Annotated in this window: 19 protein-coding genes and 3 rRNA genes; 6 read left to right on the top strand and 16 right to left on the bottom strand. The window is 69.2% G+C overall.

Features of this window, described 5'->3' with window-relative positions; all coding sequences use genetic code 11:
• Positions 1-154 precede the first annotated feature (154 nt).
• Entirely contained in the window at positions 155-1,435 is a 1,281-nt protein-coding gene (locus CFP65_RS33625; RefSeq protein ID WP_371682490.1) for a geranylgeranyl reductase family protein, read from the bottom strand.
• A gap of 229 nt (positions 1,436-1,664) precedes the next feature.
• Here CFP65_RS33625 and CFP65_RS33620 point away from each other — a divergent pair, with 229 nt between their 5' ends.
• Positions 1,665-3,020, top strand: a complete 1,356-nt coding sequence (locus tag CFP65_RS33620) for a dipeptidase (RefSeq protein WP_104819717.1) — start codon at positions 1,665-1,667, stop codon at positions 3,018-3,020.
• A 43-nt stretch (positions 3,021-3,063) separates the two neighbouring features.
• Here CFP65_RS33620 and CFP65_RS33615 read toward each other — a convergent pair whose 3' ends face one another.
• The gene (locus tag CFP65_RS33615; RefSeq protein ID WP_104819716.1) at positions 3,064-3,822 is read right to left on the bottom strand and encodes a DUF4184 family protein; all 759 of its coding nucleotides are present in this window, start codon (positions 3,820-3,822) and stop codon (positions 3,064-3,066) included.
• A gap of 34 nt (positions 3,823-3,856) precedes the next feature.
• Complete coding sequence (locus tag CFP65_RS33610; protein WP_174805594.1) at positions 3,857-4,708, bottom strand: LysR family transcriptional regulator; 852 nt, start codon at positions 4,706-4,708, stop codon at positions 3,857-3,859.
• Between the two features lie 80 nt (positions 4,709-4,788).
• Here CFP65_RS33610 and CFP65_RS33605 point away from each other — a divergent pair, with 80 nt between their 5' ends.
• Entirely contained in the window at positions 4,789-5,289 is a 501-nt protein-coding gene (locus tag CFP65_RS33605) for a cupin domain-containing protein (protein ID WP_104819715.1), read from the top strand.
• A gap of 7 nt (positions 5,290-5,296) precedes the next feature.
• On the opposite strand, the gene CFP65_RS33600 is transcribed toward CFP65_RS33605, so the two are convergent.
• The 6 genes from CFP65_RS33600 to CFP65_RS33575 form a co-directional block, all read right to left on the bottom strand.
• On the bottom strand, positions 5,297-5,857 hold the full coding sequence (locus CFP65_RS33600) for an O-methyltransferase (protein ID WP_104819714.1): 561 nt from the start codon (positions 5,855-5,857) through the stop codon (positions 5,297-5,299).
• Positions 5,858-6,012: 155 nt separating this feature from the next.
• Entirely contained in the window at positions 6,013-7,062 is a 1,050-nt protein-coding gene (locus CFP65_RS33595) for an NUDIX hydrolase (RefSeq protein ID WP_104819713.1), read from the bottom strand.
• 180 nt (positions 7,063-7,242) lie between these two features.
• Positions 7,243-8,670 carry an acyl-CoA synthetase gene (locus CFP65_RS33590; RefSeq protein ID WP_104819712.1) on the bottom strand — a complete coding sequence of 476 codons (1,428 nt, stop codon included), beginning with the start codon at positions 8,668-8,670 and terminating at the stop codon, positions 7,243-7,245.
• Positions 8,671-8,755: 85 nt separating this feature from the next.
• Positions 8,756-9,718: an electron transfer flavoprotein subunit alpha/FixB family protein gene (locus CFP65_RS33585; protein ID WP_104819711.1), complete on the bottom strand. Its 963-nt coding sequence runs from the start codon at positions 9,716-9,718 to the stop codon at positions 8,756-8,758.
• A gap of 69 nt (positions 9,719-9,787) precedes the next feature.
• The gene (locus CFP65_RS33580; RefSeq protein ID WP_104819710.1) at positions 9,788-10,573 is read right to left on the bottom strand and encodes an electron transfer flavoprotein subunit beta/FixA family protein; all 786 of its coding nucleotides are present in this window, start codon (positions 10,571-10,573) and stop codon (positions 9,788-9,790) included.
• Between the two features lie 415 nt (positions 10,574-10,988).
• Positions 10,989-11,297, bottom strand: coding sequence for a thioredoxin family protein (locus tag CFP65_RS33575; protein ID WP_104819709.1), 309 nt, complete (start codon positions 11,295-11,297; stop codon positions 10,989-10,991).
• Positions 11,298-11,481: 184 nt separating this feature from the next.
• On the opposite strand from CFP65_RS33575, the gene CFP65_RS33570 reads away from it, so the two are divergent.
• Positions 11,482-12,252 carry a 1-acyl-sn-glycerol-3-phosphate acyltransferase gene (locus CFP65_RS33570; protein WP_104819708.1) on the top strand — a complete coding sequence of 257 codons (771 nt, stop codon included), beginning with the start codon at positions 11,482-11,484 and terminating at the stop codon, positions 12,250-12,252.
• 93 nt (positions 12,253-12,345) lie between these two features.
• Here the strand turns inward: CFP65_RS33570 and CFP65_RS33565 are convergent, their stop codons facing one another.
• The 7 genes from CFP65_RS33565 to CFP65_RS33535 form a co-directional block, all read right to left on the bottom strand.
• Complete coding sequence (locus tag CFP65_RS33565) at positions 12,346-12,825, bottom strand: VOC family protein (protein WP_104819707.1); 480 nt, start codon at positions 12,823-12,825, stop codon at positions 12,346-12,348.
• A gap of 130 nt (positions 12,826-12,955) precedes the next feature.
• Positions 12,956-13,072, bottom strand: a 5S ribosomal RNA gene (gene rrf / locus CFP65_RS33560).
• A gap of 86 nt (positions 13,073-13,158) precedes the next feature.
• Positions 13,159-16,279: ribosomal RNA gene (locus CFP65_RS33555) — 23S ribosomal RNA — on the bottom strand.
• Between the two features lie 281 nt (positions 16,280-16,560).
• Positions 16,561-18,082: ribosomal RNA gene (locus CFP65_RS33550) — 16S ribosomal RNA — on the bottom strand.
• Together the 16S, 23S and 5S rRNA genes form the textbook arrangement of a ribosomal RNA operon.
• Positions 18,083-18,560: 478 nt before the next feature.
• Positions 18,561-19,640, bottom strand: coding sequence for a low specificity L-threonine aldolase (locus tag CFP65_RS33545; RefSeq protein WP_104821313.1), 1,080 nt, complete (start codon positions 19,638-19,640; stop codon positions 18,561-18,563).
• The gene (locus tag CFP65_RS33540; protein ID WP_104819706.1) at positions 19,637-20,383 is read right to left on the bottom strand and encodes an SDR family NAD(P)-dependent oxidoreductase; all 747 of its coding nucleotides are present in this window, start codon (positions 20,381-20,383) and stop codon (positions 19,637-19,639) included. Before CFP65_RS33540 ends, CFP65_RS33545 begins: the two co-directional genes overlap by 4 nt.
• A complete protein-coding gene (locus CFP65_RS33535) occupies positions 20,380-21,789 on the bottom strand; it encodes a DUF6421 family protein (protein ID WP_104819705.1) in 1,410 nt (469 codons plus the stop codon). Before CFP65_RS33535 ends, CFP65_RS33540 begins: the two co-directional genes overlap by 4 nt.
• A gap of 416 nt (positions 21,790-22,205) precedes the next feature.
• Here CFP65_RS33535 and CFP65_RS33530 point away from each other — a divergent pair, with 416 nt between their 5' ends.
• Genes CFP65_RS33530 through CFP65_RS33520 form a run of 3 tightly spaced genes read left to right on the top strand, consistent with a single transcriptional unit; the run spans position 22,206 to position 24,732 of the window.
• Complete coding sequence (locus CFP65_RS33530) at positions 22,206-23,084, top strand: ABC transporter substrate-binding protein (protein ID WP_104819704.1); 879 nt, start codon at positions 22,206-22,208, stop codon at positions 23,082-23,084.
• Between the two features lie 20 nt (positions 23,085-23,104).
• Entirely contained in the window at positions 23,105-23,977 is an 873-nt protein-coding gene (locus CFP65_RS33525) for an amino acid ABC transporter permease (protein ID WP_104821312.1), read from the top strand.
• Entirely contained in the window at positions 23,974-24,732 is a 759-nt protein-coding gene (locus tag CFP65_RS33520) for an amino acid ABC transporter ATP-binding protein (RefSeq protein WP_104819703.1), read from the top strand. Before CFP65_RS33525 ends, CFP65_RS33520 begins: the two co-directional genes overlap by 4 nt.
• Positions 24,733-24,803 lie beyond the last annotated feature (71 nt).

Genomic DNA, 24,803 nt, shown 5'->3' with positions numbered 1-24,803 from the left:
CTGATCAATGCCCCACCAGGACGTAACTATCAGGGACCCTTCCTGATAGCTGCTCCGCCAGGACATGACTATCAGGGACCCTTCCTGATAGCTGCTCCGCCGAGGCCCAACGATCAGGAAGCCTCCCTGATAGAAACCCCGTCAAGGCCCTGCGCTACCGCGCCGCCATCGACGCCAGTCGACGCGCGGCGCGGTAGTCGCGCATCACCTGGGCGAAGGTGGTGTGCCCCTGCGTGGTCCGGGCGAAGGCCCGCCACGCGGGGTTCACCAGGCAGACGGCGGCATGGAAGAGGTACGGCCGCCGCTCGAAGGCACCGAGCATCACCTTCCCCGCCCGCATCTCCACGCCCAGCCCCGCCTTGATCGCGAACGCGTAGTTGAGCGCCTGCCGCCGCACGTCCGCCGCCCCGCTCGCCTCGGCCACCTTCACGGCCCACTCGCCGGCGAGCCGCCCGGAGCGCAGCGCGTAGGAGATGCCCTCCCGGGTCCACGGCTCGAGCAGCCCCGCCGCGTCGCCCGCGACCAGCACCCGCCCACGCGAGAGCGGCGAGTCCTCGGCCCGGCACCGGGTCAGGTGGCCGGATTCGATCGCGGCCGGGAAGCCCGCCAACCCCAACTGCCCGATGTAGTCGGCCAGGTACTGCTTGGTGCGCTCGCCGTCGCCGCGCGCCGAGATCACGCCCACCGTCAGCGTGCCGGAGTCGGTCTTCGGGAAGACCCAGCCGTAACTGCCCGGCAGCGGCCCCCAGTCCAGGTGGATCCGCCCGGCCCAGGCCCGCGAGACGGCCTCCGGCACCGGGATCTCCGCCTCCAGGCCGAGGTCGATCTGGTCGAAGGTGACCCCGACGTGCCGCCCGACCCGGCTCGCCGAACCGTCCGCCCCGACCACCGCCCGAGCCGTCACCGCCCGGCCGTCGGCCGTGGTCACGGTGACCGTCCGGGTGTCGCCGCCCTTCTGCTCCACGCCGGTGACGGTCACCCCGGTGACCAGCACCGCGCCCGCCTGCTCGGCGGCCTGCACCAGCCGCAGGTCGAACTCGTCCCGGTTGACCAGCCCGAAGAGCATCCGCTCCGAGCGCCGGGTGCGGCTCCACTTGCCGGTCAGCGCGAAGGTGACGGCGTGGATCCGGTCCTGCAGCGGCAGCTTGAAGTCCGGTGGGAGGCTGTCCCGGGAGGGGCCGATGATGCCGCCGCCGCAGGTCTTGTACCGGGGGTGCTCGGCCTTGTCGAGCAGCAGCACCCGGCGCCCCTGCACGGCCGCGGCGTACGCCGCCGAGGAGCCGGCCGGCCCGGCGCCCACCACCACCACGTCCCAGACCCCGTCGAGCGGGTCCGGTCCGGGGGTGTCGGCACCGTCGTCGGCCACCGCGGCGAGGAGGTCGTCCTCGGCCCGGTCGGTACGGTCGCGGTCAGGGGAGCTACCGGAGTCAGTCACGACCAGCAATTCTAGTCCGCGCCACCACTCGGACCGGCCGGTTCCACTTGCCGACTCCCCGTCGAGTGCGGCTCGGCTCTCCGTCGGGTGCGGCTCGACTCCCCGTCGGGTGCGGCTCGACCGCCGGTCGGGTGCGGCCCGACCCGACGGGCCGTCGGTTGTCTCGGTACGACCTTCACCTCGGCCTATGATCGGATTCACGATCCCCCGTCACATCCCGGAGCAGTAGATGACCCAGCAGCCCCTGGCCGCGGCCGTCCGATCCCTGATGCCGCGCGCCAAGGCCGACCTGGCCGAGCTGGTGGCCTTCCCGTCCGTGGCCGACCCCCGGCAGTTCCCCGTCGAGGAGTGCGAGAAGGCGGCCCGCTGGGTGGCCGACGCCTTCGCGGCCGAGGGCTTCACCGGCGTCCGGCTGCTCGACACGCCCGACGGCACCCAGTCCGTCTACGGCGAGCTGGCCGGCCCCGAGGGCGCCCCCACCGTCCTGCTCTACTCGCACTACGACGTGCAGCCCCCGCTCGACGAGGCCGGCTGGACCAGCCCGGCCTTCGAACTGACCGAGCGTGACGGCCGCTGGTACGGCCGCGGCGCGGCCGACTGCAAGGGCAACATCCTGATGCACCTCACCGCCCTGCGCGCCCTGCGCGAGGTGGACGGCGGCTACCCGGTCAGCCTGAAGGTGATCGTCGAGGGCTCCGAGGAGCAGGGCACCGGCGGCCTGGAGCGCTACGCCGAGGCCCACCCCGAGCTGCTGGCCGCCGACGCCATCGTGATCGGCGACACCGGCAACTTCACCGCCGGCCTGCCCACCGTCACCGCCTCCCTGCGCGGCATGACCGTGGTCGAACTGACCATCGACACCCTGGCCGGCAACCTCCACTCCGGCGCTTTCGGCGGCGCCGCCCCGGACGCCCTCCAGGCGCTGGTCCGCACCCTCGCCTCCCTGCACGACGAGCACGGCGACGTGGCCGTCCAGGGCCTGACCACCGACCAGACCTGGTCCGGCGTCCAGTACTCCGAGGAGCAGTTCCGCGCCGACGCCCGCATCCTCGACGGCGTCGAGCTCACCGGCACCGGCACCGTCTCCGACCGCCTCTGGGCCCGCCCCTCCGTCACCGTCCTGGGCATCGAGGCCCCGCCGATGGTCGGCGCCACCTCCTCCGTCCAGGCCGCCGCCAAGGCCCTGGTCAGCCTCCGCATCCCCCCGGGCACCGACCTCAAGACCGCCCAGGACGCCCTGGTCGCCCACCTCCTCGCCCACGTCCCCTTCGGCGCCCGGGCCACCGCCACCATCCTCAGCGGCGGCGACCCCTTCAATGCCGACACCACCGGGCCGGCCTACGAGGCCATGGCCGCCGCCATGCAGGAGGCCTACGCCACCCCCATGGTCGCCTCCGGCGAGGGCGGTTCCATCCCCCTCTGCAACACCCTCCGCACCCTCTACCCCACCGCCGAGATCGTCCTGATCGGCGTCGAGGAGCCCACCACCCAGATCCACGCCGTCAACGAGAGCGTCGACCCGGAGGAGCTGGAGCGGATGGCCCTCACCGAGGCCCTCTTCCTGAAGAACTACGGAGCCGTCTAGGGGCGCGGGGCACGGCGCGGCCAAGCACCAGCCCAGCGCACTCCTACGCAGCGGCCCGGTGGCACTGTCCGTTGACGGTGCCACCGGGCACGCGTGCCCCCACCGCGTACCCGATCACGCCAAGGGCGAGCCCGGCTCCCGCCCCGAAGCAGAGTTCCCCGATGAACCCCCGCTCCCGCCGGGCCAGCCGGAGCGCCGCCCCCACCACCGTCGCCGCGCCCAACCCCGCCCACACGGCCCGCCGACGAGGGGACACCTCCACCGGCTCCGGCTCGACCTCCCGTCCGAGTCGGAGAACGTGCCGCGCCAGCAAGCCAAGCCCCACCACCGAGGTGCCGTACTGGAGGGCCTCGTACACCGGCACCCCCGCCACCACCCGCCCGGCCCCCGGCAGCCGGCCGACCGCGCTGCGGTGCGTGAAAGCGTCCAGCCCCAGGTGGGTACCGGCCCCCACGGCGGCCGAGCCCAGGAACCACCAGGCCCGCCCGGGCGTGCGCCAACCGCCGCGAGGGGCCGTGACGGCCTCGGCGACACCCGCCCACGGCTCCGGCAGCACGCCGACCAGCGGCCGCCGGGCGAGTCCGTGCCAGAGCAGCACCAGGCCACCGGCCACCGCCACGTCCACCGTCGGCACGGCCCACCACCGGTGCGTCACCGCCCCGGCCACGTACGAGCCGGGCCAGACCGACTCCAGGTAGTACGGCAGGTCGGGCGCCAGCGCCCCGGCCACCAGCGCCGAGGCCACCCAAGGCCCGTCGACCAACGGCAGCACCGCCGCGGCATGGCTCAACGTGAAAGGCATGCCCCCATCCTGGCACCGCCCCACCCGCCGGCGCTCAACTCCGGTACGCCGCCACCGCGGTCTCGACGAAGGACCGGACCAGCGGATCGCCGTCGCCCTCCTTCCAGGCCACCACCACCCGGCTCGGCGCCTGATCGGCCAGCGGCACGACCACCAGTCCGGCCGGCAGCTCGTGCCCGAGCGGGGCGAGCCCGACGGTCCCGTTCCAGAGCACCGTCTGCAGGCACTCCTGAACGGCCCGCACCACCGGGCCCCGCCGGGGCCGCCCGCCGTTCCAGTACTCCTGCCAGACCGGGTCGGTGTCCGGCGGGAACACGAACCAGCGCCGCTCCGCCAACTCGGCCGGCCACAGCCGGTCCCGGCGGGCGAGCGGATCGTCGGCCCGCAGCACCACACCCACCGGGTCCGCCCGCAGCTCCCGCACCGTCAGCCCGGTCCGGTCGAACGGCGCCCGGGTCAGGGCCACGTCCACCAGCCCGGCGCGCAGCCCGCAGGTCGGGTCGGTCAGATCGGTCTCGCGGATCCGGACGTCGAGGCCGGGATGCCGTCGGCGGAAGGCGGCGGCCAGCCTGGTCGCGCCCGGGTCGGTGCCGTCGCCCAGGATGCCGACGGTCAGGCTCGCGCGGCCGGCCGCCGCACCGACCCGGGCCCGGAGCCGGTCGGCCTGCGCCAGCAGCGCCCGCGCCTCCGCCAGCAGCACCGCTCCCGCCGGGGTCAGCGCCGCACCGGCGGGCGAACGGACCAGGAGCAGCGCCCCGAGCTCGGCCTCCAGCTGCTTGATCGCCCGGCTCAGCGGGGGCTGGCTCAGGTGCAGTCGGGTGGCGGCCCGGCCGAAGTGGAGTTCCTCGGCGACGGCCACGAAGTAACGCAGGGTACGGAGCTCCACGCTGCGAGGATACCGACGGGGTATCAGGTCTCCCGAACAGGTCTTGGACACCCACCGGCCCCCGGCGGTGGACTCGTCCCATGACCGAAGAACACGAAGAACACACCGCGCACCAGCCGCCCGCCGTCTCCGTGGTCCGCCCCGGCGAGGGCGAGACGATCGTCCTGGGCCCCACCCGGATGCGCGTCCTGGAGGACGGCAGCCACACCGGCCACCGCCTGGCGATCACCGAATCCGTCCTCGCCCCGCACACCCAGGGCCCCCCGCAGCACCGCCACGGCCGCCACGACGAGGGCTTCTACGTCCTGGCCGGCACCATCCGCTTCACCGTCGGCGACCACCACCACGACGCCTCCGCCGGCACCCTCGTCATCGTCCCGCCCGGCGCCCCGCACACCTTCGCCAACCCGACCGACCAGCCCGCCGTCCTGCTCAGCACCTTCACCCCCGACTTCTACCTCCAGTACTTCCGCGACCTGGAGACCGCCCTCACCACCGCCCAGCCCCTCACCACCAAGGCCACCCTCACCACCATGGCCCGCTACGCCACCACCCCGGCCGCCCCCGAGCCGACACCGTGACCATCGGTCAGGCGATCCGGACCGCCACCAGGGCCGAGCTGTGCGGGGTGGTGAGCACCTCCGCCGCCCGCAGCTGCGGGTGCGTCAGGTAGAAGACCCGCAGGTCGTCCACCTGCCCCTCGAACCGGGGCGGCCACTCGCCGCTCGGGGTGAAGTCGTCGAGCACCAGCACCCCGCCCACGGCGAGCAGCGAGACCACCCGCTCCGGGTCGTCCCGCTTGCCGCCGCCGTCGCAGAAGAACAGGTCGAACGGGGCGTACGACTCCAGCAGTCGCCAGTCCCCGTGCAGCACCCGCACCCGCTCGTCCCCGGCGAACAGCTCGGCCGCCCGCCGGGCCGGCCCGGCGTCCCGCTCGACCGTCACCAGCCGGGCCCCGGGCCCGAGGCCGCTGTGCAGCCAGGCCGTCCCGACCCCGACCCCGGTGCCGCTCTCCGCGACCGACCCACCGGGCTTGGACGCCGCCAACGCGGCCAGCAACCGCCCCACCTCGGGCAGCGAGCTCTTCCCGAACCCGAGCTCCACCGCGACCTTCTCGGCCGCCCCCACCAGCTCCGGCACACCCGGCATCCCCGGTATCCCCGTCACCACGCCCCCGGTCTCCTAGCTCCACATCCCCGAAGCTCACGCTCCGGAAAGCCCCTCAAAGCCCTGGAAAGCCCCCGGAAAGCCCTGGACAGCCCGGGCAGGCCCTCAAAGCCCCGCCCCACCCGCGCGACGCCCCCTCAGAGCTGCCCGACCGCCGCCCGCAGCCCCGCCTCCAGGTAGCGCAGCTCCCCGCTCCCCCGCGCCTCCAACGCCGCCCCCAGCCGCCGCAGCCGCGCCGGCGGCAACAGCCCCGCCGCCTCCTCCAGCGTCACCAGCCGCCACCCCCGCAGCTCCTCGGCGGGCAGCCGCAGCGCGCCGAGCGCCGCCTCCGAGAGCCGGCCCCCGTCGTAGACCAGCCGCAGGCCGCCCCGCCGCGGGCCGGTCCGGGGCTCCCAGTCCACCGCGAGCAGCCGCAGGGCGGAGGTCTCCAGCCGCAGGCCGAGCTCCTCGGCCACCTCCCGCTGCGCCGCGTCCGTCGGCGCCTCGCCCCGCTCGACCACCCCGCCGGGGAACTCCCAGGCGGGCTTGTAGACCGGGTCGACCAGCAGCACGCGGTCGGCCGCGTCGAAGAGCAGGACGGCCGCCGCCACGGTGTCCCCGGTCGAGTCGGTGCTCTGCACGATCGGGCAGCGGGCCGTGCCGTCCTTGACCAGCTCGGCGAGCCGCTGCGCGGTGGCGACGGCGTCCAGTTCGCTGGTGTCGACCAGTTCGGCGTCCCGGGCCAGCCAGCGGCGGGCGTGCCGGTACTGGCTCAGGTGCTCCAGGCACCACTCCCGCAGCCGGGAGCTGGCCGCCGGATCGCCGGGGCACTCCTCCCGGGCCTCGATTCGCTCTTGCAGGATCGTTTCCGCAGGGTCCAGCACGAAGTGGTGCACGGCCAGGCCCCGGGCGGCCATCGCACCGAAGATCTCGTCCCGGTAGTCCTCCCGCAGGAGGGTCATCGGCACCACCAGCGGCCCGGCCACCTCGGTCAGCAGCGCCGCCGCCACCTCCGGCACCAGCCGCCGCCAGGACGGCAGGTCCTGGTACTCGGAGACCGGGGTCATCCGGTCCATCGGCAGCAGCCGCCGCAGACCCTGGCCGACCGTCTCCGGATCGAAGAGCAGACTGCCCGGCAGCAGCTCGACCAGTTCCCGGCAGGCACTCGTCTTGCCCGCGCCGAACGCGCCATTGACCCAGACGATCACGATATCCCCTGCTTTCTGCATCCCCCCGGCGCCCTCCGCACCGGTCGGCGCGGCCAGGTCACCCACCGCCCCCAGGTGGTACCCGCCGCGCGCCCGTCCCCACTCATCGCCGCCCGGCGCACCGTCACTTCCCGGCCGCGCGGCACATTCCACCCGCACAACCCGGCCGGGGCCGGCGCCTCACAGCCGGTCGAGCAACTGCTTCTTGAGCACCTTGCCCATCGCGTTGCGCGGCAGCTCCTCGACCAGCACCACCCGCCGGGGCCGCTTGTGCACCGAGAGCCGCTCCGCCACGAAGGCGGTCAGCTGCTCACCGGTCACCAGGCCGTCCGCGATCACGTACGCGACCAGGGCCTGCCCGAGGTCGGCGTCCGGCGCGCCGACCACGGCGGCGTCCGCCACGGCCGGGTGGTCGCGCAGCGCGGCCTCGACCTCGCCGGCGCCGATCCGGTAGCCGCCGCTCTTGATCAGGTCCACCGAGGCCCGGCCGACGATCCGGTGGAAGCCGTCCGGGCCGATCACGGCCACGTCCCCGGTCCGGAACCAGCCGTCGGCCGTCCAGGCCTCCGCCGTGGCCTCGGGCCGGCCGAGGTAGCCCTCGAAGAGCGTGGGGCCGGCCACCTGCAGCTCGCCGACCGTCTCGCCGTCCCACGCGACCGGCGCGCCGTCCTCGCCGACCAGGCGGGTCCGCACCCCGGCCACCGGCAGCCCGACGCTGCCCGGCCGCCGTTCGCCGTCGGCCCGGGTGCTGACGGTGATCAGCGACTCGGTCATGCCGTACCGCTCGATCGGCAGGTGCCCGGTGAGCGCGGCCAGCCGCTCGAAGACCGGTACCGGCAGCGGCGCACTGCCGGAGACCAGCAGCCGGGCCCCGGCCAGTTCCTTCGCCGCAGCCTCCTCGGCCGCCAGCCGGGACCAGACCGTCGGGACGCCGAAGTACAGGCTCCCGCCGTGCTCGGCGCGCGCCGCGGCGTACGCCCCGGGCGTGGGCCGCCCGGTGTGCACCAGCCGGCTACCGGTCCGCAGCGCACCGAGCACCCCGAGCACCAGCCCGTGCACGTGGAACAACGGCAGCCCGTGCACCAGGGTGTCCTTGGCCGTCCACTGCCAGGCCTCGGCCAGCGCGTCCAGCCCGGCCGCCACGGCCGAGCGCGGGATCACCACGCCCTTGGGCGCCCCGGTGGTGCCGGAGGTGTAGAGCACGAAGGCCGCGCGCTCCGGCGCGGGCTCGGCGTAGGTGGCGGCCGAACGCGCCGTCAGCTCCACCGGCACGCCCGCCACCCCGTTCTCCGGGGCGCCGCCGGCCAGTAGCGTGGCCCCCGAATCCCGCAGGATGTGCTCCCGCTCCTTGGGCCCGGAGTCCGGCGGCACCGGCACCACGGGCACCCCGGCCAGCAGCCCGCCGACCACGGCGGTCACCGTCTCCGCGCTCGGCCGGGCGAGCACCGCCACGGCGGGCGCGCCCGCGACGCGGTCCGCGAAGGCCGTGGCCGCGCCGAGCAGCTCCTCGCGCGACATCGCCTGCCCGTCGACCCGCAGCGCCCCGGCCTCGTCGCCGTACCCGCCCGCCAACGCCGTCAGCAGCGGCTCCACCGCACCCTCGCTCATGACCTTGGACTCTACGCGGCCGGGTACGCCGAAGGGCGCGGTCCGGGAAAACCCGTACCGCGCCCTTCGGCACCCGCCTGAGCGATCAGCCCTTGCGGGACTTGACCTCGGCGGTCAGCTGCGGGAGGACGGCGAAGAGGTCGCCGACCACGCCGTAGTCGACCAGCTCGAAGATCGGGGCCTCGGGGTCCTTGTTGACGGCCACGATGGTCTTCGAGGTCTGCATGCCGGCCCGGTGCTGGATCGCACCGGAGATGCCCGCCGCGACGTACAGCTGCGGCGAGACCTGCTTGCCGGTCTGGCCGACCTGGTTGGTGTGCGGGTACCAGCCGGCGTCGACGGCGGCACGCGAGGCACCGACGGCCGCGCCGAGCGAGTCGGCCAGCTCCTCGACCACGCCGAAGCCCTCGGCGGCACCGACACCGCGGCCACCGGAGACCACGATCGCGGCCTCGGTCAGCTCCGGGCGGCCCGAGGAGACGCGCGGGGTGCGGGCGACGACCTTGGCGGCCTTGCCGGTGAACTCGACGGTCACGTTCTCGACGGCGCCGGCGGCCGGGGCGGCCTCGGGGCTGGTCGAGTTCGGCTTCACGGTGATGACCGGGGTGCCGTGCGAGACCTTGGACTTCACCTGGAAGGAGGCGGCGAAGACCGACTGGGTGGCGACCGGGGCGCCGTCCACGGCCTCCAGGTCCACGGCGTCGGTGATGATGCCGGAGCCCAGGCGCAGCGCCACGCGGGCCGCGATCTCCTTGCCCTCACCCGAGGAGGTGAGGAGCACGGCACCGGCCTCGGCGGCCTTGGCGATCTGGGCCAGGGCGTCGACCTTGGCGACGACCAGCTGGTCGGCGAACTCGGCGGCGTCGGCGACGTACACCTTGGCGGCGCCGTACTCACCGGCCTTGGCGGCGATGTCGGCGGCGGCCGAACCGGCGCCCAGGACGACGGCCGACGGCTCGCCGATGCGGCGGGCCAGGGTCAGCAGCTCCAGGGCCGGCTTGCGGACCACGCCGTCGGCGTGGTCGACGAGGACGAGAATCTCACCCATTGCTCTATGTCTCCAGTTTCTCCTGACTGTCCTTCACCGCTCGGGGAGGACAGTCACCACGTCAACGGGTCAGATGAACTTCTGCTCGGCGAGGAAGGTGGCGAGCTGCTTGCCGCCCTCGCCCTCGTCCTTGACGATCGTGCCGGCGGTGCGGGCCGGGCGGGCGGCGATCGCCTCGACGGCGGTCCACGCACCGGCCAGGCCGACCTCGTCCGCCTCGATGCCCAGGTCGTCCAGGTCGTACTCCTGGACCGGCTTCTTCTTGGCGGCCATGATGCCCTTGAAGGACGGGTAGCGCGCCTCGCCCGACTGGTCGGTGACGGAGATCACCGCGGGGAGCTCGGCCTCGACCTGCTCGGTGGCGGCGTCGCCGTCACGGCGGCCCTTGACCGTGGTGCCCTCGAGGGCGACCTCGGAGAGCAGGGTGGCCTGCGGGACGCCCAGGCGCTCGGCCAGCAGGGCCGGCAGGACACCCATGGTGCCGTCGGTGGAGGCCATGCCGCAGACGACCAGGTCGTAGCCGGTCTTCTCCAGCGCCGCGGCGACGATCGCGGAGGTGCCGATCACGTCCGTGCCGTGGATGTCGTCGTCGTTCACGTGGACGGCCTTGTCGGCACCCATCGACAGCGCCTTGCGGAGCGCGTCCTTGGCGTCGTCCGGGCCGACGGTCAGGACGGTCACCTCGGCGTCGCCGTGGGCCTCGGCGATGCGGAGCGCCTGCTCCACGCCGTACTCGTCCAGCTCCGAAAGGAGGCCGTCGACGCCCTCCCGGTCGGTGGTGGTGTCGTCCGCGAAGCGACGGTCACCGGTCGCGTCGGGCACGTACTTCACACAGACAACGATCCTCAAGCTCACGGCCTGTCTCCTGTACTGGTCTCGTCCGGCGGCTGCGGCTGTGCAAGCAGGTCGGAGGCATACTCCGTACCCGCTCCGGGCAGCGATTTCCCGTGCCCGTCCGGAACTTCCTGGCAGCATACTCGCCAGTAGCTTAGCCGTCACTACTGGCCAGTAGCTTAGCGCTGCAAGGTCCCGGCCAAGCATCTCGCACCCCCTGTGTTCCCTGGCCGGGAGGGGTGCGGGACAGCTGCACTGCCGTCTGCGCCCATCCTGCCCCAGTACGGACCCGCGACCACCTGACTGCGCAGCAGATCCGCTGTGAGATTGAACGGTCTTGACAGATCCACTCGGCCGGACGGTCCTTCACCCCACCCTGCCCGGCTCCGCTTTCAGCTCCCTTAAGACGCCGTGCGCCTGTCGTTTCCCGGGGTCCTCAGCAGGCCGCGCCCAGCGCCGCGATCACGTCCACCCGCCGGGGCTGCCCGGCCGCCCGGCGCACCACCTGACCTGCGGAATCGAGCACCAGCACGGTCGGCGTACGCACGACCCCCAGCCGGCGCACCAGCTCCAGCCGCTCCTCCGCGTCCACCTCCACGTGCGCCACCCCCGCGACCATCCCGGCCACCTCCGCGAGCACCCGCCGGGTCGCCCGGCAGGGCTGGCAGAACGCCGTCGAGAACTGCACCAGCGTCGCCCGCTCCCCCAGCTCCGCCCCGAGCTCCACCGCCGTCAGCCGCTCCACCGCGCACCACCCTCACCCTTCGTACCCGACGCCGTCAGATGTGGGACACCTCACGCGCCACACCCGCCACCCGCGGCCTGCATCACCTGCGGGACACCCTCGCGTGACAGACTGCACCGCTTCGGGGGATTATCTCCCTGTAACACCGACCGGGCGGCAGCCCGAGGGAGTAAGGGCTGACCCCGTGGCAGAGTTCGTCTACCCGCCAGTGATCGGCGCGGCACTGACCGTCTTCCGCGCACTCGACGTGCGGATCAAGATCGAGGGCGCGGAGAACATCCCGGCCACCGGCGGCGCCGTCCTGGTGAGCAATCACATCAGCTACCTGGACTTCCTCTTCGCCGGCCTCGGCGCCATCCGCGGCGGCAAGCGCAAGACCCGCTTCATGGCCAAGGACGACGTCTTCAAGCACAAGATCTCCGGCCCCCTGATGCGCGGCATGAAGCACATCCCGGTCGACCGCACCGACGGCCAGGTGGCCTACGACGCCGCCGTGCAGGCCCTGCGCGCCGGCGAGGTGGTCGGGGTCTTCCCCGAGGCCACCATCAGCCGCTCCTTCATGCTCAAGAAGTTCAAGACCGGCGCGGCCCGGATGGCCGCCGACTCCGGCACCCCGCTGCTCCCCGTGATCCTCTGGGGCACCCAGCAGCTCTGGACCAAGGGCCGCCCCAAGACCCTCACCAAGCGCCACGTGCCGGTCACCATCATGATCGGCGAGCCCATCCACCTGGCCCCCACCGACAAGCCGGTGATGGTCACCCGCCGCCTGCGCGCCGCCATGAGCGAGATGCTCGACCGCGCCCAGCGCGAGTACCCCGGCAGCCCCAAGGGCGCCGACGACACCTGGTGGCTCCCCGCCCACCTCGGCGGCACCGCCCCCACCCTGGAGACCGCCGAGGCCGAGGACGAGGCCGAAGCCGCCGCCAAGGCCGAACGCCGCGCCGCCCGGGGCTGACCCCGCTCCCCACCTCCGCACAGTGGCCCCACCTGGTCTCCCAGGTGGGGCCACCGCTGTTCCCCCTGCCGGTCTACCGTCGACCGTCTTCGCCTAACGCCCCTCGAACGCCGCCTGCAGAGCAGCCAGGTCGAGCTTCTTCATCGTCATCATCGCCTCGAAGGCCCGCGCCGCCTTCTCCGGCTCGGCGTCGCTCCACAGGTCCACCGCGGCCTTCGGGATCACCTGCCAGGACAGCCCGTACCGGTCCTTCAACCACCCGCACGGCCCCTCCTCACCCCCATCGGAGAGCTTGGCCCAGTACTGGTCCACCTCCGCCTGGTCGTCACACATCACCTGCAACGACACCGCTTCGTTGAACACGAACTGCGGCCCACCGTTCAACGCCACGAACCGCTGCCCGTTCGCCTCGAACTCCACCACCATCACCGACCCGGCCGGCCCCGGACTCCCCTCCGGATACCGCCCGACCCGCCCGATCTTCGACCCCGGAAAGACCGAGGTGTAGAACTCCGCCGCCTCCTCCGCCTTCCCGTCGAACCACAGACACGTCACAAACCCGTCGTCAGCCACGGCGTCTCTCCTCCAGGTCGTCGCACTGCCCCCGCTCGACTCCATGGTCGGACGGGGCCGCCTGGATCGCGACCGCAAAACGCAGAGAAGCCCCATCCGGTCTCCCGGATGGGGCTTCTCCACAATGATTGTTCGGCGGCGTCCTACTCTCCCACAGGGTCCCCCCTGCAGTACCATCGGCGCTGTGAGGCTTAGCTTCCGGGTTCGGAATGTAACCGGGCGTTTCCCTCACGCTATGACCACCGAAACACTATGAAACTATCAACCGCACCACGCATGTCTTTCCCTGCGTGGGGTCGTTGTTTCAGAACAACACAGTGGACGCGAGCAACTGAGGACAAGCCCTCGGCCTATTAGTACCGGTCAGCTCCACCCATTACTGGGCTTCCACATCCGGCCTATCAACCCAGTCGTCTACTGGGAGCCTTACCCTCTCAAGGAGGTGGGAACATTCATCTCGAAGCAGGCTTCCCGCTTAGATGCTTTCAGCGGTTATCCCTCCCGAACGTAGCCAACCAGCCATGCCCTTGGCAGGACAACTGGCACACCAGAGGTTCGTCCGTCCCGGTCCTCTCGTACTAGGGACAGCCCTTCTCAATATTCCTACGCGCACAGCGGATAGGGACCGAACTGTCTCACGACGTTCTAAACCCAGCTCGCGTACCGCTTTAATGGGCGAACAGCCCAACCCTTGGGACCTACTCCAGCCCCAGGATGCGACGAGCCGACATCGAGGTGCCAAACCATCCCGTCGATATGGACTCTTGGGGAAGATCAGCCTGTTATCCCCGGGGTACCTTTTATCCGTTGAGCGACGGCGCTTCCACAAGCCACCGCCGGATCACTAGTCCCTGCTTTCGCACCTGCTCGACCCGTCGGTCTCACAGTCAAGCTCCCTTGTGCACTTACACTCAACACCTGATTGCCAACCAGGCTGAGGGAACCTTTGGGCGCCTCCGTTACTCTTTAGGAGGCAACCGCCCCAGTTAAACTACCCACCAGACACTGTCCCTGATCCGGATCACGGACCCAGGTTAGACATCCAGCACGACCAGAGTGGTATTTCAACGATGACTCCACCATGACTGGCGTCACGGCTTCACAGTCTCCCACCTATCCTACACAAGCCGAACCGAACACCAATATCAAGCTATAGTAAAGGTCCCGGGGTCTTTCCGTCCTGCTGCGCGAAACGAGCATCTTTACTCGTAATGCAATTTCACCGGGCCTATGGTTGAGACAGTCGAGAAGTCGTTACGCCATTCGTGCAGGTCGGAACTTACCCGACAAGGAATTTCGCTACCTTAGGATGGTTATAGTTACCACCGCCGTTTACTGGCGCTTAAGTTCTCAGCTTCGCCAACCCGAAAGTTGACTAACCGGTCCCCTTAACGTTCCAGCACCGGGCAGGCGTCAGTCCGTATACATCGCCTTACGGCTTCGCACGGACCTGTGTTTTTAGTAAACAGTCGCTTCTCGCTGGTCTCTGCGGCCGGCCCCAGCTCACGGAGTAAATCCGATCACCAGCTCCGGCCCCCCTTCTCCCGAAGTTACGGGGGCATTTTGCCGAGTTCCTTAACCATAGTTCACCCGAACGCCTCGGTATTCTCTACCTGACCACCTGAGTCGGTTTGGGGTACGGGCCGCCATGAAACTCGCTAGAGGCTTTTCTCGACAGCATAGGATCATCCACTTCACCACAATCGGCTCGGCATCAGGTCTCAGGCTATTGTTGTGCGGATTTGCCTACACAACGCCCTACACCCTTACCCCGGGACAACCACCGCCCGGGCTGGACTACCTTCCTGCGTCACCCCATCGCTCAGCTACTACCCTGTTGGGTCAGCGGCTCCACCACGTCCCATCGTCCGAAGACTCCGGGCCGGCTTCACGGCTTTAGCATTCAGAGGTTCGCCGTTGGCGCTTCAAAGCGGGTACGGGAATATCAACCCGTTGTCCATCGACTACGCCTGTCGGCCTCGCCTTAGGTCCCGACTTACCCTGGGCAGATCAGCTTGACCCAGGAACCCTTGGTCAATCGGCGCAAGAGTTTCCCACTCTTGTATCGCTACTCATGCCTGCATTCTCACTCGTGAACCGTCCACAACTGGATTCCTCCGCTGCTTCACCCGGCACACGACGCTCCCCTACCCATCACAGCAGGCGTTGGCCCTATAGCTGCAATGACACGACTTCGGTGGTGTGCTTGAGCCCCGCTACATTGTCGGCGCGGAATCACTTGACCAGTGAGCTATTACGCACTCTTTCAAGGGTGGCTGCTTCTAAGCCAACCTCCTGGTTGTCTCTGCGACTCCACATCCTTTCCCACTTAGCACACGCTTAGGGACCTTAGTCGGTGTTCTGGGCTGTTTCCCTCTCGACCATGGAGCTTATCCCCCACAGTCTCACTGCCACGCTCTCACTTACCGGCATTCGGAGTTTGGCTAAGGTCAGTAACCCGGTGAGGCCCATCGCCTATCCAGTGCTCTACCTCCGGCAAGAAACACGTGACGCTGCACCTAAATGCATTTCGGGGAGAACCAGCTATCACGGAGTTTGATTGGCCTTTCACCCCTAACCACAGGTCATCCCCCAGGTTTTCAACCCTGGTGGGTTCGGTCCTCCACACGGTCTTACCCGCGCTTCAACCTGCCCATGGCTAGATCACTCCGCTTCGGGTCTTGGGCGTGCAACTCAATCGCCCTATTCGGACTCGCTTTCGCTACGGCTACCCCACACGGGTTAACCTCGCTACACACCGCAAACTCGCAGGCTCATTCTTCAAAAGGCACGCAGTCACGAGACACACAGCAAGCTGCATGTCCGACGCTCCCACGGCTTGTAGGCACACGGTTTCAGGTACTATTTCACTCCGCTCCCGCGGTACTTTTCACCATTCCCTCACGGTACTATCCGCTATCGGTCACCAGGGAATATTTAGGCTTAGCGGGTGGTCCCGCCAGATTCACACGGGATTTCTCGGGCCCCGTGCTACTTGGGAGAAGCTCAAGCGAGCCGTACAGATTTCGTCTACGGGGGTCTTACCCTCTACGCCGGACCTTTCGCATGTCCTTCGACTATCCATACGGTTTCTGACTCGCCCAACTGCCGGCAGACAGCTGAAGAACTTTCCCACGACCCCTTGAGCGCAACCCCTGCCGGGTCTCACACGCTCAAGGTTTAGCCTCATCCGGTTTCGCTCGCCACTACTCCCGGAATCACGGTTGTTTTCTCTTCCTGAGGGTACTGAGATGTTTCACTTCCCCTCGTTCCCTCCACACACCCTATGTGTTCAGGTGCGGGTGACAGCCCATGACGACTGCCGGGTTCCCCCATTCGGAAACCCCCGGATCAAAGCCTGGTTGACGACTCCCCGGGGACTATCGCGGCCTCCCACGTCCTTCATCGGTTCCTGGTGCCAAGGCATCCACCGTGCGCCCTTAAAAACTTGGCCACAGATGCTCGCGTCCACTGTGCAGTTCTCAAACAACGACCAGTCCCCCACCCTCGACCCGCACAAGGCGGCTCTCAAGTGAGACCGGCGATCACTGAAGCAACGACATCAAGCCGTTCCCTCAGGACCCAACAACGTGCCCGACACGATCAAGACCAACCAACCCGTTCCACGCCGAAGCAGTACTTGGAGAGGTGACCCTCATCGTGCCGAATAGTCAACGTTCCACCCATGAGCTAGCACTCGAAGACATTCGCTTCGAGCTGCTGTGTGCTCCTTAGAAAGGAGGTGATCCAGCCGCACCTTCCGGTACGGCTACCTTGTTACGACTTCGTCCCAATCGCTGGTCCCACCTTCGACGGCTCCCTCCCAAGGGTTAGGCCACCGGCTTCGGGTGTTACCGACTTTCGTGACGTGACGGGCGGTGTGTACAAGGCCCGGGAACGTATTCACCGCAGCATGCTGATCTGCGATTACTAGCAACTCCAACTTCATGGGGTCGAGTTGCAGACCCCAATCCGAACTGAGGCCGGCTTTTTGGGATTCGCTCCGCCTCGCGGCATCGCAGCCCTTTGTACCGACCATTGTAGCACGTGTGCAGCCCAAGACATAAGGGGCATGATGATTTGACGTCGTCCCCACCTTCCTCCGAGTTGACCCCGGCAGTCTCCTGTGAGTCCCCATCACCCCGAAAGGCATGCTGGCAACACAGAACAAGGGTTGCGCTCGTTGCGGGACTTAACCCAACATCTCACGACACGAGCTGACGACAACCATGCACCACCTGTATACCGACCACAAGGGGGCGACTATCTCTAGCCGTTTCCGGTATATGTCAAGCCTTGGTAAGGTTCTTCGCGTTGCGTCGAATTAAGCCACATGCTCCGCTGCTTGTGCGGGCCCCCGTCAATTCCTTTGAGTTTTAGCCTTGCGGCCGTACTCCCCAGGCGGGGAACTTAATGCGTTAGCTGCGGCACCGACGACGTGGAATGTCGCCAACACCTAGTTCCCAACGTTTACGGCGTGGACTACCAGGGTATCTAATCCTGTTCGCTCCCCACGCTTTCGCTCCTCAGCGTCAGTAATGGCCCAGAGATCCGCCTTCGCCACCGGTGTTCCTCCTGATATCTGCGCATTTCACCGCTACACCAGGAATTCCGATCTCCCCTACCACACTCTAGCCTGCCCGTATCGAATGCAGACCCGGGGTTAAGCCCCGGGCTTTCACATCCGACGCGACAGGCCGCCTACGAGCTCTTTACGCCCAATAATTCCGGACAACGCTCGCACCCTACGTATTACCGCGGCTGCTGGCACGTAGTTAGCCGGTGCTTCTTCTGCAGGTACCGTCACTTGCGCTTCTTCCCTGCTGAAAGAGGTTTACAACCCGAAGGCCGTCATCCCTCACGCGGCGTCGCTGCATCAGGCTTTCGCCCATTGTGCAATATTCCCCACTGCTGCCTCCCGTAGGAGTCTGGGCCGTGTCTCAGTCCCAGTGTGGCCGGTCGCCCTCTCAGGCCGGCTACCCGTCGTCGCCTTGGTGGGCCGTTACCCCACCAACAAGCTGATAGGCCGCGGGATCATCCTGCACCGCCGGAGCTTTCCACCAACCCCCATGCGGAGGAAGGTCATATCCGGTATTAGACCTCGTTTCCAAGGCTTGTCCCAGAGTGCAGGGCAGATTTCCCACGTGTTACTCACCCGTTCGCCACTAATCCACTCCGAAGAGCTTCATCGTTCGACTTGCATGTGTTAAGCACGCCGCCAGCGTTCGTCCTGAGCCAGGATCAAACTCTCCGTGAATGTTTTCCGGACCAAACCGGGTGACACTCGCGTTGAGCGGCACGGCAACCACCGGAATAGGGTGATCCCGCGCACTGCGTCCTCGCCGTGTTTTGTTACTAAAGGAATCTCCAACCCCGATCCCGAAGGACCAAGGCCGGGGATGTCAACATATCTGGCGTTGACTTTTGGCACGCTGTTGAGTTCTCAAGGAACGGACGCTTCCTTCAAGCCGCTCTCGCAAGCTCTCCGGGCTTCGTTCGTTTCGTTCTTTCGTGTTTCCAGCTTACCAGATGTTTTCCGCGCGATTTCCGCCGGGCTCTTTCTGGTTTGCTTTCCGCCTTTCGGCGCTCCCAAACTCTACCAGAGTTCTTCGGCCGCTTTTCCCGCTCGTGCATTCGAGTCAATCGAATTTCGGAGCGAGACCCACCGGCCGTGGGGCAACCCGGAGAACATTACGCACCGGGTCACCCCACGTCAAACCGGTCTGGCTCGGGCCTCAGGCCCGGCCGAGCTCCTCGGCGATCGCCGCCGCGAAGGCGTCGATGTCGGCCTCGGTGGTGTCGAAAGCGGTCATCCAGCGGACCTCGCCGGTGTGCTCGTCCCAGAAGTAGAAGCGGTAACGCTTCTGCAGGCGCTCGCTGACCTCGCGCGGGAGGATGGCGAAGACCGCGTTGGCCTGGACCGGGCGGACCAGCTGGACGCCCTCGATACCGGCGACGGCCGTCTCCAGGCGCTTGGCCATGGCGTTGGCGTGCGAGGCGTTGCGCAGCCAGAGGTCGCCGGCCAGCAGGGCCTCGAACTGCACGGAGACGAAGCGCATCTTCGAGGCGAGCTGCATCGACATCTTGCGCAGGTACTTGAGGTTGCGGACGCGCTCCGGGTTGAGCACGACCACGCACTCGCCGAGCATCAGGCCGTTCTTCGTGCCGCCGTAGGAGAGCACGTCCACGCCCGCGTCGGTCGTGAAGGCGCGCAGCGGCAGGCCGAGCGAGGCGGCGGCGTTGGCCGCGCGGGAGCCGTCCAGGTGGACGAGCATGCCGCGCTCGTGGGCGTGCTCGCAGATCGCCTTGATCTCCTCGGCGGTGTAGACGGTGCCGAGTTCGGTGCTCTGGGTGATGGAGACGGCGAGCGGCTGGGCGCGGTGCTCGTCGCCCCAGCCCCAGGCCTGCTGGTCGATCAGCTCGGGGGTGAGCTTGCCGTCCGGGGTGGGGATGGTGAGGAGCTTGATGCCCGCGATCTTCTCGGGGGCACCGCACTCGTCCACGTTGATGTGGGCGGTGCCGGCCGCGATCACGGCGCCCCAGCGCGGGAGCAGCGCCTGGAGGGCGACCACGTTGGCGCCGGTGCCGTTGAAGACGGGGTACGCCTCCGCCTTCTCGCCGAAGTGGCGGCGGAAGACCTCCTGGAGGTGGTCGGTGTACTGGTCCTCGCCGTAGGCGACCTGGTGGCCCTCGTTGGCGACGGCCAGGGCGGCCAGGATCTCGGGGTGGATGCCCGCGTAGTTGTCGCTGGCGAAGCCCCGGACGGCCGGGTCGTGGCGGCGTACGGCGTCGGTGGTGCCGAAAGCGGTGGTCATCGGGCTGTCAGCCACAGGTGCTGTCCGTTCAGTTCTGCTGCGGGGCGGTCCCAGAGGCCCGCCAGGGTGTCGGCCAGGTCGGCGATGTCGGTGTAGCCGGGGAACTTGGCCTCGGGCTTCTCGGCACGCATCTCGGGGCTGACCAGGGCCTTGATCACCAGGATGGCAGCGGCCGCGGTCGGCTCGCCACTCTCCGCGGTGGTCTCCTTCTTGAAGGAGTCGGCCATCGAGAGGGTCCAGGCCTCGGTGGCGGCCTTGGCCGCGGCGTAGGCGGCGCCACCGGCGGTGGGCTTGTGGGCGCCGGCGGCGGAGACCATCGCGTAGCGGCCGGAGGCGCTGCGGACCAGCGCGGGCTGGAAGGCCAGCGAGGTGTGCTGCAGGGTGCGCACGACGCGGTCGTGCAGGAAGTCCCAGTCGTCGATCCGGGTCTCGAAGAAGGTCTTGCTGCCGCGCCAGCCGCCGACCAGGTGGAGCAGGCCGTCGACGTGCCCGTGCTCGGCCTCCAGGTGGTCGGCCCAGTCGTGCACCTCCTGCGGGTCGAGCAGGTCGATCACCTGGGCGGTGACCTTGGCGCCGGGGACGGCGAGCTTCACCGAGTCGACCACGGCGTCCAGGCGCTGCTGGTCGATGTCGGCGGCGATGACGGTGGCGCCGTCAGCGGCCAGTCGGCGGACGACGGCCGGGCCGCCGAGGCCACTGGCCCCGGCCACGGCGACGACCTTGCCTGCGAGGCTGGCGGTCATGCGGCGACTCCCTTGAGGTTGGTCCCGGTGATGCCCCGGGTGTTGGCGATGACGCCGCTGAGCTTCTTGTTCAGGGCCTCGAAGAACATGGAGAGCGGGAACTCGTCGGCCAGCACGGCGTCGCAGAGGGCCTTCTTGAGGGCCTTCTCCTCGGCGATGTCGAGCGGCAGCGCCTCCGGGCCCTTGGCCCAGGTGGAGGCGGGGTGCGGGGTGAGGTAGCGCGAGACGAGCTCGTAGGCGGCGATCCAGTGGGCCGTCTTCGGGCGGTCGATGCCGGCCCGGTAGAGGTCCTCGATCTCGCGGCAGAGCCCGTTGGTGACCTCGGCCACCCGCGACCAGTCGATGGTCAGCTTGTTGTCGCGCCAGGCCAGCGCGCCGTTCTTGTGCAGGTAGGCGAAGAGCAGCTGGCCGCCCATTCCGTCGTAGTTGCGGACCCGGTCGCCGGTGACGGTGAAGCGGAACATCCGGTCGAAGAGGATCGCGTACTGGACGTCGCGGGCGTGCTCGTTGCCCTCGGCCTCGAGCTGGACGGCCTCCTTGAAGGTCGTCAGGTCGCAGCGGAGCTCCTCCAGGCCGTACATCCAGAACGGGCTGCGCTGCTTGATCATGAACGGGTCGAACGGCAGGTCGCCGTGGCTGTGGGTGCGGTCGTGGACCAGGTCCCACAGGGCGAAGGTCTGCTGGGCGCGGAACTGGTCGGCCAGCAGGCCGGCCGCGTCCTCGGGGATCTCCAGGCCGAGCTGCTGGACGGCGCTGGTGGCGACGGCGCGGAAGCGGGCGGCCTCGCGGTCGCAGAAGATGCCGCCCCAGGTGAAGCGGTCGGGGGCCTTGCTGACCGAGACCGTCTCCGGGAAGAGCACGGCCGAGTTGGTGTCGTACCCGGCGGTGAAGTCGGTGAAGGTGATGGCCAGGAACATCGGGTTGTCGAAACGCGTCCGCTCCAGCTCGGAGAGCCACTCCGGCCAGACCACGTTCAGCAGCACGGCCTCGAGGTTGTGGTTCGGGTTCCCGTTCTGGGTGTACATCGGGAAGACGACCAGGTGCTGGAGGCCGTCCTCGCGCTTCGCGGCGGGCTGGAAGGCGAGCAGCGAGTCGAGGAAGTCCGGGGTGCGGTAGCCCGTCTCGCCCCATTTGCGCAGGTCGGAGACGAGGGCGGCGTGGTACTCGGCGTCGTGCGGGAAGAGCGGGGAGAGCTCCTCGATCGCGCCGATGACCGTCTCGACCAGCGGGTCGACGGTGTGGCGCTGCACGGCGGAGAGGTCGATGGAGCCGTCCTTGGACTGCAGGGGGCGCAGCGCCTCGACCGCGTCCTTCAGACGGAGCCAGGCGGGGTGCTGGGCGTGGCCGGTGGCGGGCTGAACGGGAAGGTCAGCCGCTACAGCGGAGCTGGGCGAAAGATTCTGCATCGGAGACCTACTTAGACAGGAGTTATTTCGACAGGGACACCATAAGTTCGAAAGGTTCTCCTGTTCAAGGGGGGTTGGATCACCCGGGCGGACGAAGTCAAGATGTCCGGCATATGGACTCCGTTATGGATGACCTGGACAGACGTGCCGGTGGGATGCGAACCTCCCGCCATGCTCCCGGCGGTGACCCGAGTGGCCGAGCGCCACAGCGACCTGCTCCGGGTGCCGTCCTGTTGTCGCCCGCACGGCTGTCGCCGTCGCCGCTGACGCGCGCTCGGGAGGCACCACGGAGGGACACCGCCGTACGCCGACCATGCCCTGAGCCCCGTAGCGCCGCCACCGGACAGCCGGTGTCCACTCCGCGTGTGCCGGGCACTCTTCCCGGCAGTCCTCTCTCTTCTCCATGGAGCCCTGCCATGACTTCTGCCCCCGCCCCGCGTCTCCGTCGACTCGCGCCCCTCGCCGGGCTGCTCGCCCTGGTGGCGCTGGCCGCCTGCGCCCCGCAGGACGAGGTGAAGACCGGTGCCTCGGCCGCGCCGAGCGGCTGCGCGAAGGGTGCGCTGGCCACCAAGAAGGGCGGCACGCTGACGGTGGGCACCGACAAGCCGGCGTACGCGCCCTGGTTCGCGGACGACAAGCCGGCCAGTGGCGAGGGCTTCGAGTCGGCGGTGGCCTACGTGGTGGCGGACCGGCTCGGCTACGCCAAGGACAAGGTGGCCTGGACGGTGAGCCCGTTCAACAAGGCGTTCGCCCCCGGGGCGAAGGACTTCGACTTCGACATCAACCAGGTGTCGATCAGCGCGGAGCGCAAGCAGGCGGTGGACTTCTCCTCGGGCTACTACGACGTGCGGCAGGCCGTGGTCGCGCTGAAGAGCTCCAAGGCGGCGGGCGCCAAGAGCCTGGCCGACCTGAAGGGCGTGAAGCTGGGCGCCCAGGTCGGCACCACCAGCCTCTCCACCATCACCCAGCAGATCAAGCCCTCGGCGCAGCCGGCCGTGTTCGACGACAACGACCTGGCGAAGGCGGCGCTGAAGAACGGTCAGATCGACGCCCTGGTGGTCGACCTGCCGACCGCCTTCTACATCACCGGCGCCGAGATCACCGACGCCGCGGTGGTCGGCCAGTTCCCGAGCGCCGGCGCGGGCGCCGAGCAGTTCGGCCTGGTGCTCGACAAGGGCAGCGCGCTGACCACCTGCGTCTCGCAGGCGGTGGACTCGCTGCGGGCCGACGGCACGCTGGCCAAGCTGGAGCAGCGCTGGCTCTCCGACGCCGTCTCCGCGCCGGTGCTGAAGTGAGCCTGACCGACGAACCCCGGATGTCCGGGGAGCCCACGGCGGTCGGCGAGTACCGGCCCTCGGAGCGGCGGCTGGCCCGGGAGGCGTACCGGCGCGGCCGGGCCCGCCGCTCGGCGCTGATCGCCACGGTGAGCACGGTGGCCACGGCCGTGGTGCTCTACCTGGTGGTGGTCAACTCCCCCGGCTGGGAGCGCACCCGGGAGACCTTCTTCAGCTGGCACTACGCGAGCCTGGCCTTCCCGGAGATCCTCAAGGGCCTGCGGGTCAACCTCGAGCTGATGCTGGTCTGCGGGGCGCTGATCCTGGTGCTCGGCCTGCTGCTGGCGATCGCCCGCACCCTGCGCGGGCCGGTCTTCCTGCCGGTGCGGCTGCTGGCCACGGTGTACGTGGACTTCTTCCTCGGCCTGCCGATGATCATCTGCCTGCTGATCATGATCACCGGCGTACCGGCCCTGCGGCTGACCGGCGTCACCACCGACCCGCTGGTGCTCGGCGGCGCCGGCCTGGTGCTCACCTACTCCGCGTACGTGGCCGAGGTGTTCCGGGCCGGCATCCAGTCGGTGCACCCGAGCCAGCGCGCCGCCGCCCGCTCGCTGGGCCTGACCAACGCCCAGGCGATGCGGTACGTGGTGCTGCCGCAGGCGGTGCGGCGGGTGGTGCCGCCGCTGCTGAACAACTTCGTCTCGCTGCAGAAGGACACCGGGCTGGTCTCGATCGGCGGGGTGGTGGACGCGGTGTACGCGGCGAAGATCGTCACCTCGCAGTCCTTCAACTACACCCCCTACCTGGTGGCCGGGCTGGTCTTCATCGCGCTGACCCTCCCGCTCACCCGCCTGACCGATTGGATGACCGCCCGGATGAACCGCCGTCAGCAGCAGGGGGGTGCGGTATGACGGACGTGCTGCGGCTGGAGTCCCTCCGCAAGAGCTTCGGCGGCCAACTGGTGCTGCGGGACGTCTCCGTCTCGGTGCCCGCGCACTCGGTGACGGTGCTGATCGGCGCCTCGGGCTCGGGCAAGTCCACCCTGCTGCGCTGCGCCAACCTGCTGGAGGAGGTCGACGACGGCGCGATCTACCTGGACGGCGAGGAGATCACCGACCCCCGCACCGACCAGGACGCCGCCCGCCGCAAGATCGGCGTGGTCTTCCAGGCCTACAATCTCTTCCCGCACATGAACGTGCTCGACAACGTCACGCTGGCCCCGCGCCGCGTCCACGGGGTCGGGCGCGCCGAGGCCGAGGCCAAGGCCCTGGAGCTCCTCGACCGGCTCGGCCTGGCCGCCAAGGCCAAGGAGTACCCGGACCGGCTCTCCGGCGGCCAGCAGCAGCGGGTGGCGATCGTCCGGGCGCTGGCCACCTCGCCGCGGCTGCTGCTCCTGGACGAGATCACCGCCGCGCTCGACCCCGAGCTGGTCGGCGAGGTGCTGGCCGTGGTCCGCGACCTCAAGGAGCAGGGCATGACGATGGTGCTCTCCACCCACGAGATGGGCTTCGCCCGCGAGGTGGCCGACCAGGTCTGCTTCCTGGACGCGGGCGTGGTGCTCGAACAGGGCCCGCCGGCCCAGCTCTTCGGCGACCCGCAGGAGGAGCGCACCCGGCAGTTCCTCAAGCGCATCGTGGCCACCGGACGGCTCAGCCCCGGGCCCTGACGCCCGCTCTGCCATCCGCCCCGCCGTTCGCTCTGCCAATCGTTCTGACGGAGCGTCGGGGGCGGGCCGAG

Origin of the sequence: Kitasatospora sp. MMS16-BH015, assembly GCF_002943525.1 — a bacterium.
Taxonomy (GTDB): Bacteria; Actinomycetota; Actinomycetes; order Streptomycetales; family Streptomycetaceae; genus Kitasatospora.
Note: the sequence above shows the minus strand (reverse complement) of the source record. Positions and strands in the feature narration are given on the sequence as shown.